General features: G+C 52.5%; 8 protein-coding genes and 1 tRNA gene. 8 read left to right on the top strand and 1 reads right to left on the bottom strand.

Annotation, left to right across the window (positions count from 1 at the left end):
* The first annotated feature begins 159 nt into the window (after positions 1-159).
* From Q8W22_RS16410 to Q8W22_RS16395, 4 genes are all read left to right on the top strand, one after another.
* Positions 160-3,243 (top strand): transporter substrate-binding domain-containing protein, encoded by a 3,084-nt coding sequence (locus tag Q8W22_RS16410; protein WP_305453082.1) that lies wholly within the window; start codon positions 160-162, stop codon positions 3,241-3,243.
* 160 nt (positions 3,244-3,403) lie between these two features.
* A complete protein-coding gene (locus Q8W22_RS16405) occupies positions 3,404-3,886 on the top strand; it encodes a CinA family protein (protein ID WP_305415636.1) in 483 nt (160 codons plus the stop codon).
* Between the two features lie 142 nt (positions 3,887-4,028).
* Positions 4,029-5,069: a recombinase RecA gene (gene recA / locus Q8W22_RS16400; protein ID WP_303434894.1), complete on the top strand. Its 1,041-nt coding sequence runs from the start codon at positions 4,029-4,031 to the stop codon at positions 5,067-5,069.
* Positions 5,047-5,622, top strand: a complete 576-nt coding sequence (locus Q8W22_RS16395) for a regulatory protein RecX (protein ID WP_305415637.1) — start codon at positions 5,047-5,049, stop codon at positions 5,620-5,622. The genes recA and Q8W22_RS16395 overlap by 23 nt, the downstream gene beginning before the upstream one ends.
* Positions 5,623-5,625: 3 nt before the next feature.
* Here Q8W22_RS16395 and Q8W22_RS16390 read toward each other — a convergent pair whose 3' ends face one another.
* Positions 5,626-5,829, bottom strand: a complete 204-nt coding sequence (locus Q8W22_RS16390; RefSeq protein ID WP_303434897.1) for a DUF2892 domain-containing protein — start codon at positions 5,827-5,829, stop codon at positions 5,626-5,628.
* A gap of 218 nt (positions 5,830-6,047) precedes the next feature.
* Here Q8W22_RS16390 and alaS point away from each other — a divergent pair, with 218 nt between their 5' ends.
* The 4 genes from alaS to Q8W22_RS16370 all read left to right on the top strand — a co-directional run bounded on the left by alaS (position 6,048) and on the right by Q8W22_RS16370 (position 10,762).
* Positions 6,048-8,675 carry an alanine--tRNA ligase gene (alaS, locus tag Q8W22_RS16385; protein WP_303434898.1) on the top strand — a complete coding sequence of 876 codons (2,628 nt, stop codon included), beginning with the start codon at positions 6,048-6,050 and terminating at the stop codon, positions 8,673-8,675.
* Positions 8,676-8,971: 296 nt separating this feature from the next.
* Positions 8,972-10,213 (top strand): aspartate kinase, encoded by a 1,242-nt coding sequence (locus Q8W22_RS16380; protein WP_303434925.1) that lies wholly within the window; start codon positions 8,972-8,974, stop codon positions 10,211-10,213.
* A gap of 195 nt (positions 10,214-10,408) precedes the next feature.
* A complete protein-coding gene (csrA, locus tag Q8W22_RS16375; RefSeq protein WP_303434927.1) occupies positions 10,409-10,603 on the top strand; it encodes a carbon storage regulator CsrA in 195 nt (64 codons plus the stop codon).
* A gap of 68 nt (positions 10,604-10,671) precedes the next feature.
* A tRNA-Ser gene (locus Q8W22_RS16370) sits at positions 10,672-10,762 on the top strand.
* The last annotated feature ends 150 nt before the right edge of the window (positions 10,763-10,912 follow it).

The raw sequence follows: 10,912 nt of genomic DNA, 5'->3' as shown, positions 1-10,912 counted from the left end.
CGTCATTTCGCTGCATTCGTCGCCTTGCCCTGAACAACGGCAACACTCGCGCAGAGCCGTGCAGGATTAAATAGATGCCCCTATAGTTCGTTAGATCGGCCAGAATGACTCCGCACCTGGGGGGCATCTGGAGGCATCCGTTGGTATCAAGGGCAAGTTGTGACCATTACTCGTTTTATCCCGTTCTACTCCGCTCGATGGCTATCTGCCCGTTTTATCCTCTTGTCAGCCGCCGGGCTGGCTGTCGTGTTCCTGCTATTGCTGAGTCCGGCTGCGGCGGCAATAACCAGTGCTGCATCCAAAACGTTACCAGAGCCTGCGGCCAATCTTGATCTTACGGCAGAAGAACGTACCTGGTTGCTGAACCATCAGACTATCCGGGTGCATAACGAGGCCAACTGGGGGCCGTTCAATTACCACGAATACGGTCGTCCCAAAGGCTATTCGATCGAGTTTATGGATTTGCTGGCCGAAAAGCTGGGTATCCAGGTGGAGTACATCACCGGCCCAAGCTGGAGTGAGTTTATGACGATGCTGGGCACTCAAGAACTGGATGTGATGCTCAATATTGTCCAGACCGAAGATCGCAGCCAGTTTATTCTGTTTACCGAGCCATACGTTACCAATCCTCCAGGTCTTGTGGTGCGTGATGACAATCATGACGTCCGTGACCTGAGGGATCTGAACGGTCGGGTTTTGGCGATTCCCAAAGGGTTCTATTATCAGGAGCTTATCGAACGTTATTTCCCGGGCATTCAACTGTTGCTGTTGACCGACCAACTGGAAACCCTCAAAGCAGTATCCTTTGGCCACGCTGACGCGACCATCGGCGGTATAGCGATTCAGAACTACCTGATGCGCAAGCATCTGATCAACAATACCAAGGTCATTGGTGGTCTCGACGACCCGCGTTTTGAAAATAACCTGCGGATGGGCATTCGGCCTGACTGGGGGATATTGCGGGATATTTTGCAAAAAGCACTGGAATCCGTCACCGAGCAGGAACTAAGCAACCTGGGGCGTCGCTGGCTCAGCAGTGGCTTGCAGAGAACCCAGGTGTTGCAACTGGACAAGGAAGAAAAAGACTTCCTGGCCGCTCACCCGGTATTACGAGTTCATAATGAAATGGACTGGCCGCCGTTCAACTTCAATGAACAAGGCAAGCCCAAAGGGTTTTCGATTGATGTGATGGATCTGATTGCTCAAAAGACCGGCTTTCGTATTGAGTACATCAGTGGCCCGGGTTGGGGGGATTTTCTTCATATGATCAGCAATCGCCAGCTGGATATGATGCTCAATATTGTGAATACCCCGGAGCGGCGGCAGTACATCCGTTTTACCCGTCCGTATGCTGTTAATCCAAACATTATTGCCAGTAAAAAAAGTAACAAATACGAACACATCGACAGCCTGAAAGGTAAAACCGTTGCTGTCCCGCGAGGTTTTTTTTATGAAGAAGTGCTCGGCAAGGAATACCCGGAGATCAAACTGCATCTGGTGAAAAATGCCATTGACGGGCTGAAAGCCGTTTCCATTGGCAAGGCTGATGCGGCAGTCGGCGAAGCGGCGGTCTTTAACCACCTGATTGCCGGCAATATGTTGAACGACCTCACCATTTCCGGTGAAGTCGATATTGGCCAACCGGATCTGGCCAATTTACGGATTGGCGTCCGTTCGGACTGGCCGATTCTGCAGGGAATTATGGACCGTGCCGTGGACTCCTTGTCCCGTGATGAGCAAGCAACTATTTCCCAGCGCTGGATGGGCAATGAAAACTATATTGCCAGACCCGGCAGCGGTATGGCGCTGACCGCCAGCGAAAAAGCCTACCTGGAAAAACAGCCCAACATTACTTATTGCGCCAACCCCGACTGGATGCCGCTGGAAAAAATCGGCACGGGCGGTAAGCACGAAGGCATGGTGGCGGATTATCTGGGCCTGATGGCCGACCGTATCGGGATTGGCCTGACCCTGGTTCAGACCGACAGTACCGCGCAGTCGCTGGAGTACGCCAAAAGCCGCCGTTGCGACATCATGTCGGCGGCATTTGAAACTCCGGACGCCGTACGTCAGCTGAACTTCACCAAACCATATTTGCGTTTGCCACTGGTGATTGCCATTCAGGAACGATCGTTGTTTGTGGATGGCCTGAAATCACTCGACCAGCAAACCATCGGAGTGCCTCAAGGATATGGGTTGCTGACCAAGCTGCAGCAGGATTATCCGAGCCTGGAGGTGATTGAGCTGCCCGATATCAGCACCGGTCTGCGCCAGGTTGAAGAAGGCCGGATATTCGGCATGATTGGAGCGATCGCCCCGATCGGTCATGCCATCCGCAAGGACCGTTTTATTGATCTCAAGATTGGTGGCCGTCTGGATGAAGACTGGAAGCTGGCAATTGCTGTGCGTAACGATACGCCCGAGCTGCTTTCGATGTTTAATAAAGCCACCGACTACATCACTGAAGAAGAGCGTTCCAAAGTGTTTCAGCGCTGGGTCGCCGTGACATTTGAGCAACAGGTGAATTACCACTTGGTGTGGAAGCTGGCAGCGCTAGTGTCAGTGATTATGCTGGCCATTGTGCTTTGGAACTGGAAGCTGGCGCGTCTGAACCAGCGTTTGAAAACCGAGATGGAATTGCGGCATCAGGCGGAACAGCAACTGCAAGACACCAACTCCGAGCTGAATCGTAAAAACAGCGAGCTGTCGATACTGTCCACAACCGATAACCTGACTGGTCTGGCGAATCGTCTGTCGATTGAGCGTCAGCTGGACAAGGTGCTGGAAGATCAGCAGCGGGAAGGATCGTCTTTCTCTGTCATCATATTGGATATCGACCACTTCAAGCAGATCAACGACCAGTATGGCCATTTGCTGGGGGATGAAGTACTGAAGCGCATGGCCCGTCTGCTGGAAGATAATACGCGCACCAGCGACCAGATTGGCCGTTGGGGTGGGGAAGAATTCATGATTATTCTGCCAGATACCAGCGCAGCGCTTGCCTATCGGTTGGCAGAAAAAATACGCACAGCCATTGCCGCGGAACAGTTCGAAGATGCTGATCACGTCACTACCAGTATTGGCCTGGTTGAAAGCCTTCAGCCCGGGCAGAGTGCCCGCCAACTGCTGCTGAAAGCCGACAAGGCTCTTTACCAGGCCAAAAGCCGAGGGCGTAATTGCGTCGTGGTCGCTGTAATTGCAGGTGACGACGAGACCTGTTACGCCTCTGAAGCAACGGACTGAGCCAGAGCACTGGTGAATGTCCGGAGCTATGAAACAACCATCATAAAACACTTGTTCATGGTCTGTGGGTCAAGATTATCAACGGTTGATGCTCCCTGGAACCGCCCCCTCTAACCAGTCGTTCTGCAACGCGGTACACTGGAGGTATCTGGAGGAGACTATGAATCTGAACAGCCTGACGGAAGACCTTGCCAATCAACTACTGCTGCGCCACTGGCGTCTGGCGACGGCGGAATCCTGCACTGGTGGCGGTATCGCTGCTGCCTGTACCGACCTGCCTGGCTCATCAGCCTGGTTCGATTGCGGGTTTGTGACCTATTCAAACGAGGCCAAGATACAACTGCTGGATGTATCGAAAGAGACGCTGGTGGTGGATGGTGCGGTCAGTGAAGCGACGGTCAGAGAAATGGTGGCTGGTGCGGTGAGTAACAGCCGTGCTGATGTGGCGGTGTCGGTCAGTGGTATCGCCGGGCCGGGTGGAGCCGTACCCGGCAAACCGGTCGGTACCGTCTGGTTTGCCTGGGGGAATCATCGCCGTATTGGTGCCGAATGTTGCCATTTTGATGGTGACCGTGCTGCGGTACGCCAGCAAGCCATTGCCCATGCCATCCTGGGGTTGACCCGCTGGCTGGAGCAGGCATAAAAAACTGTGAATCCATCCAGTAAAAAACACTTTGCCGGGTTGGCGCTGATAGGAATTTGTGTTTAACTACTGGTCAAATTTACAGTAAAAACTTTCCGGGCCAGCCAGTGAATTTGACGCCCTGGTGATTAGAGGATATTCAATGGACGCGAACAAACAAAAAGCCCTTGACGCTGCTCTGGGTCAGATTGAACGTCAGTTTGGCAAGGGTGCCATCATGAAGATGGGCGAGCAGCCCCGTGAAGCCATTCCCGCGGTTTCTACCGGTTCCCTAGGGCTGGATATCGCGCTCGGCATTGGCGGTTTGCCAATGGGGCGTATTGTTGAAATTTACGGGCCGGAAAGTTCAGGTAAAACCACCCTGTGTTTATCAACCATGGCGCAGGCGCAGAAACAGGGCAAGACGGTTGCCATTATCGATGCGGAACATGCGCTGGATCCTCTGTATGCCGAAAAACTCGGTATCGACCTCGACAGTCTGCTGGTTTCCCAACCGGATACCGGTGAGCAGGCGCTGGAAATCTGCGACAGCCTGGTACGTTCTGGCGCGGTCGATGTCATTGTGATTGACTCTGTGGCAGCGCTGACTCCAAAAGCCGAAATCGAAGGGGAAATGGGCGACAGCCACGTTGGCCTGCAAGCCCGGTTGATGTCTCAAGCGCTGCGTAAAATTACCGGTAACGTCAAAAACGCCAACTGTCTGGTGATTTTTATCAACCAGATTCGGATGAAAATCGGCGTTATGTTTGGCAGCCCGGAAACCACCACCGGTGGTAATGCCTTGAAGTTTTATTCCTCCGTTCGTCTTGATATCCGCCGTACGGGTTCGGTCAAGCAGGGTGATGAAGCCATTGGTAACGAGACCCGTGTCAAAGTGGTCAAGAACAAGGTCGCTCCTCCCTTCAGACAAGCAGAATTCCAGATCATGTATGGCGCGGGTATCTACCATATGGGCGAGATTATTGATCTGGGTGTGAAGTGTGAACTGGTACAGAAAGCCGGTGCCTGGTACAGCTACCAGAACAACAAGATCGGTCAGGGCAAGGCCAATGCCGCCGCATATCTGGAAGAACATCCGGAAATTGCCGCTGAAATCGAAGCCGGTATCCGTGCCCAGCTGATTGTTGTCCCCAACCTGGAGCAGCCTGCCGACAAAGACAATGTCGAAGCCAAAGAAGACTGAGCCATGCACTATCGCCAGTCTGGTGGAACTGCGCCCGCAGCTACGCCAGGCTGGTATCGACCTGCTGTCCCGCCGCGAACACAGCCGTGATGAATTACACAGCAAGCTGACACGCCGTTTTTATGGACAAATCGACGACGCTATCCGCCTTTCTTTCGAGCCATTACTGACCGATATTCTGGATGATTTTGCTCAACGGGGCTGGCAAAGTGATGAGCGTTTTGCCCGATCTTTTTTGCGTACCCGTTTTCAGCGGGGGCAGGGACCATTACGTATCCAGCAAGAGTTGCGGCAGCGACGGGTTGCTGACGATATTGTCCGCATGACATTGGCAGACAGCGATGCTGACTGGTTTGAATTGGCCAGAGCCGGAGCCGCCAAAAAATTGGGGGTGCGTGGCGAACTGGCCAAAATCCGCCTTGCTGATCAGAAAGAAAAAGCCCGTCTTTACCGTTTTCTAGGCTATCGCGGGTTTAACCCAGACCAGATTCAGTACGCACTGGATGCCTGTTGTGAAGCTCACGATGAGCAGGACGAGCGCTGGGACTGGTAGCACTCAGGAAAACGCACAGCCTGCCTTGATGCCCACCTTTTTCAGGATAATGGCCAACGGACAAAAGCCGGTAAATGCGGCTTGAAACAGATTGGCGCCAACAAAGGCAGTAAACCAGAGCCAGTACACATGGTGAAACTGGGACAGGGCCACACTCACTAAAATAAAGCATCCGGCAAGCGCAAGTACCATACGGTCGACATTCATGGCTATAACCTCGAGTCAAGTAAATTTCAGGGGGAGTATGTGAATGTATCTGCGATATCAGAACATTCAAATATAACTGTATGGTTATTTTGTTTTGAAGTCAGGTCAAGCGATTTCTTGTGAATTTCTGCTTTGCAAGAGGGCAGGACTCGGACAAAGCGGAGCAAACCGCTATACTGCCGCTTTGATGCAACCAACCTTCGGAATTACGCCCTCGTATGAAAAGCGCAGATATTCGCCAGGCATTCCTCGATTTCTTTGCCTCCAAAGGGCACGAGGTGGTGCCATCCAGTCCTTTGATTCCTGCCAATGACCCAACGCTGCTGTTTACCAACGCTGGCATGGTGCAGTTCAAGGATGTCTTTCTCGGACAAGACCAGCGCAGCTACAGCCGAGCGGTCTCGTCACAGCGTTGTGTTCGCGCTGGTGGCAAGCACAACGACCTAGAGAATGTCGGTTACACCGCCCGTCATCACACTTTCTTTGAAATGCTGGGTAACTTCAGCTTTGGTGATTATTTCAAAGAAGACGCCATCCGCTTTGCCTGGGAGCTACTGACCTCAAAAGACTGGCTGGGCCTGCCGGTTGAGAAGCTGATGGTCACGGTATATGCCGATGATGACGAAGCCTTTGACATCTGGAATAAAAAAATGGGTGTCCCGGCAGATAAAATTGTCCGCATCGGTGACAACAAAGGCAGTCGTTTTGCGTCAGACAACTTCTGGCAAATGGGTGACACCGGGCCTTGTGGCCCTTGCTCTGAAGTTTTTTATGACCACGGCGAGCATATTTGGGGTGGGCCTCCAGGATCACCGGAAGAAGACGGCGATCGCTTTATCGAAATCTGGAATATCGTTTTTATGCAGTTTGACCGTCAGCCCGACGGTGAAATGCTGCCATTGCCAAAACCATCGGTAGACACCGGCATGGGGCTGGAGCGTATTGCAGCCATCAAGCAAGGTGTCCACAGCAATTACGAAATCGACTTGTTCCAGGCGTTGCTGGCGGCTGCGGCGAAAGCCACTGGCTGTCAGGACACCGAGAACAAGTCGCTGCGGGTGATTGCCGACCATATTCGTTCTACCAGCTTTCTGGTGATCGATGGGGTTCTGCCGTCCAACGAAGGCCGTGGTTACGTTTTGCGTCGTATTATTCGCCGTGCCGTTCGTCATGGTCATATGCTGGGCGCTCCGATTGGCTTTTTCCACACTCTGGTCCCGGCACTGGTTGAACAGATGGGCGAGGCCTATCCTGATTTGGCTGAACTGTCGTCTCATGTGCAAAAGGTACTGCGTCTGGAAGAAGAGCAGTTCGCCAAGACCCTCGACAAGGGCATTGCGATTCTGAATGCCGCGATTGAAACACTGGAAGGCGACACCATTCCCGGTGAAACCGCTTTCCGCCTGTATGACACTTACGGTTTCCCGCTGGATTTGACCGCCGACGTAGCACGTGAGCGTAATCTCAAGGTAGATGAAGCCGGTTTTGATGTCGAAATGGACAAGCAGCGTCAAAAAGCCCGTGCTGCCGGTAACTTTGGTGCCCAGCATGGCACCGGACTGACGATTGACGGTGATACCCGGTTCTGCGGTTATGACGCACTGGAGAATACCGGTACGGTGAAAGCACTGTTCAAAAATGGCGAAGCCGTGGCCGAGCTACAAGCCGGTGACGAAGCCACGTTGGTACTGGACGAAACCGCTTTTTACGCCGAAAGCGGTGGTCAGGCAGGGGATACCGGCTTTCTGACTGCAGCCGGGGTTGTGTTCCAGGTTAAGGACACCACCAAAGAAGGCAAGAACCACTTGCATCAAGGGGTGCTGGTCGAAGGCCAGGTTAAGGCCGGAGATACACTGACCGCCACGGTTGATGCCGAAAAGCGTTTGGCGACCTCCTTGCATCACTCGGCTACTCACCTGTTACACGCTGCCTTGCGCACAGTGTTGGGTGCCCATGTGGCACAGAAAGGCTCGCTGGTAACGTATGACAAGTTACGCTTCGACTTTTCTCATCTGGAAGCGATCAAGCCGGACGAACTGCAGCAGATTGAAACCCTGGTGAATCGCCAGATTCGCGCCAATACGCCAGTGACAACCCGACTGATGGATATCGATGCTGCTCGTGAAACCGGTGCCATGGCATTGTTTGGTGAGAAGTACGACGATGAAGTCCGGGTGCTGTCGATGGGAACCGACGACTTTTCTGTCGAACTGTGTGGTGGTATTCACGCCGCCCGTACCGGTGATATCGGCTTGCTGAAAATCAGCTCCGAGAGTGGTATTGCTGCAGGGATTCGCCGTATCGAAGCGGTGGCCGGGCAAGCCGCACTGGATTTTGTCGGACAGCAGGAACAGGTGCTCAAGGGCATCGCGACGTCTCTGAAAGGCACCACGGAAACCGTAGGTGACAAAGTAGAGCAACTGCTGAACCGCACCAAAACACTGGAAAAAGAGCTGGAAGCCTTGAAGTCCAAACTGGCCAGCAGCGCCGGTTCCGATCTGGCTGACAATGCCAGGGAAATCAACGGCGTCAAGGTGCTGGCAGCCCGTCTGGAAGGTGCTGATGTCAACGCCTTGCGTAATATCATGGATCAATTGAAAAACAAGCTGGGCAGCGCCTTGATCATGCTGGCCGCCGAAAATGACGGCAAAGTGACGTTGTTGGCAGGTGTTACCAAAGACCTGATCAAGTCGGCCAAAGCCGGTGATGCGGTCAAGGCCTGTGCAGAATACGTCGATGGTCGTGGTGGCGGTAAGCCCGAAATGGCTCAGGCGGGTGGTCAAAAACCCGCCGGTATTGATGATGCCCTGGCCGCGTTTGAGCGCTGGGCAGCATCCGTCGTCTGATTGACCGGATATACCCGGCCAGTCGGGCAAACCGACAGGAGGCATGAGTATGGATATCGATAATCATTGATATCCATACTGGTCAAAACAGGCATGGACGCCCATTATTACTGACAGATGCCAGGCAACAACTGCCACAACAGAAGTTATGTCCTTTTACTTTTCATGGGTATTTGAAGGAATAACTCTGTCCCGCTGTTCTCCGTGTTTTACATACACTCTGTATCTTTCTTGTTCATGACAATTGTTGTTTAATTAGCGCCCTTTTCAGACTAGTCAACCCCGGTTGTTACATCATGGCGTTATACGTACAGAAATATGGAGGCACGTCGGTCGGTACTGTTGAACGGATCGAAATGGTTGCCGATAAGGTAAAATCCTTCCGCGACGCGGGTCATCAGGTGGTGGTAGCCGTGTCTGCCATGAGTGGCGAAACCAACCGATTGATTGGTCTGGCCAAATCTGTTTCTGATAATCCTTCTCCCCGTGAGATGGATGTACTGGTTTCCACCGGAGAGCAGGTGACCATCGCCCTGTTGGCCATGGCTCTGGAAAAGCGTGGCGTTAATGCGCGCTCTTACACCGGCTGGCAGGTGGGTATCAAAACCGACAACGCGTTTATGAAAGCCCGGATTGAAGACATTGATACCACGGCCATGCGCACGCAGCTGGACAGTGGCGGTGTGGTGATTGTGGCCGGTTTTCAGGGCGTGGATGACGACCATAACATCACGACCCTGGGACGTGGAGGTTCCGACACCACAGGGGTTGCCCTGGCAGCGGCACTGGGTGCCGATGAATGTCAGATTTACACCGATGTTGATGGCGTTTACACAACGGACCCTCGCGTTGTGCCTTCGGCCCGTCGAATGGAGCAGGTGACGTTCGAAGAGATGCTCGAAATGGCCAGTCTGGGCTCCAAGGTGCTGCAGATTCGAGCGGTCGAGTTTGCCGGTAAATACAAGGTTCCGCTGCGCGTGCTTTCCACATTCAAGGAAGGTAACGGCACTCTGATTACAATGGAGGAGAATGACTCCGTGGAAAATCCCGTTATTTCAGGTATCGCGTTCAATCGTGACGAAGCAAAGGTAACCGTCAAAGGTGTACCAGATATCCCAGGTGTCGCTTCCCGTATCCTGGTGCCCATCAGTGATGCCAATATTGAAGTCGATATGATTGTGCAAAACGTATCGGATGATGGCACAACCGACTTCACCTTCACGATTCATCGTAATGAATACAGCAAGGCAATGGCGATTCTGGAAGCAACCGCCAATGAACTGAATGCCCGTCAGGTGATCGGTACCGACAGCATCTGCAAGGTCTCTATGGTTGGGGTCGGTATGCGATCCCATGCCGGTGTTGCCAGTAAGATGTTCAAGACCCTGGCGGATGAAAATATCAACATTCTTGCTATTACCACATCGGAAATCAAAATTTCCGTGGTGATTGCAGAAAAGTATTTGGAGTTGGCCGTTCGTTCGCTGCACACTGCGTTTGGACTGGATGCCGAAGAAGATACTCAGGTTGAAGCCTGAGCATCTCTGCTCCTGTCTGTTTGGGGAACCTTCCGTAATGGAAGGGCCCTAATAACCAAACATTCTTAACATCCCGGTTTTTTTCTGACCATAACGGAATATATGGTCAATACTGATAGATGAAAAGAATGGGCCTTGTGCCACAGCACCCTAGAACTACCTAGAACCAATCAATAGGATTTGCAGGAGTAACCTATGCTTATTTTGACCCGTCGCGTAGGCGAGACGTTAATGGTAGGTGACGAAGTGACCGTCACCGTCCTTGGAGTAAAAGGAAACCAGGTACGTATTGGTGTGAATGCACCGAAAGAAGTCGCAGTTCACCGCGAAGAAATTTATCAGCGCATTCAGCGTGAGAAAGATGGTGATGAATCCGCTGGTAATTACTAAGCCATCGATTTAATTGCATTTTTTTCTTTGAATTTCTAAATAACGTGGTATCATGCGCGCCGTGATCTGGAGAGATGGCCGAGTGGCTGAAGGCGCACCCCTGCTAAGGGTGTATAGGTTTATACCCTATCGAGGGTTCGAATCCCTCTCTCTCCGCCACGTTTTCTGCTTCGGCAGTAGTGTTTTATATTAGTTGACTATTATCGTTTCCTGAATATAATACGCGCCCCACGATGTGCGCTCGTAGCTCAGCTGGATAGAGTACCTGGCTACGAACCAGGTGGTCGGAGGTTCGAATCCTCCCGAGCG

The sequence above is a fragment of the Oceanobacter sp. 1_MG-2023 genome (assembly GCF_030689025.1).
In the GTDB taxonomy this organism is placed as follows: domain Bacteria; phylum Pseudomonadota; class Gammaproteobacteria; order Pseudomonadales; family Oceanobacteraceae; genus Oceanobacter.
The sequence above is the reverse complement of the archived record's forward strand: the minus strand, read 5'-3'. Positions and strand labels throughout refer to the sequence as shown.

Excerpts from the sequence above, each read along its gene's own strand:
- alaS (WP_303434898.1), top strand. The coding sequence starts at position 6,048 with ATGAAAAGCGCAGATATTCGCCAGGCATTCCTCGATTTCTTTGCCTCC.
- Q8W22_RS16380 (WP_303434925.1), top strand. The coding sequence starts at position 8,972 with ATGGCGTTATACGTACAGAAATATGGAGGCACGTCGGTCGGTACTGTT.
- recA (WP_303434894.1), top strand. The coding sequence starts at position 4,029 with ATGGACGCGAACAAACAAAAAGCCCTTGACGCTGCTCTGGGTCAGATT.
- csrA (WP_303434927.1), top strand. The coding sequence starts at position 10,409 with ATGCTTATTTTGACCCGTCGCGTAGGCGAGACGTTAATGGTAGGTGAC.
- Q8W22_RS16405 (WP_305415636.1), top strand. The coding sequence starts at position 3,404 with ATGAATCTGAACAGCCTGACGGAAGACCTTGCCAATCAACTACTGCTG.
- Q8W22_RS16390 (WP_303434897.1), bottom strand. The coding sequence starts at position 5,829 with ATGAATGTCGACCGTATGGTACTTGCGCTTGCCGGATGCTTTATTTTA.
- Q8W22_RS16395 (WP_305415637.1), top strand. The coding sequence starts at position 5,047 with ATGTCGAAGCCAAAGAAGACTGAGCCATGCACTATCGCCAGTCTGGTG.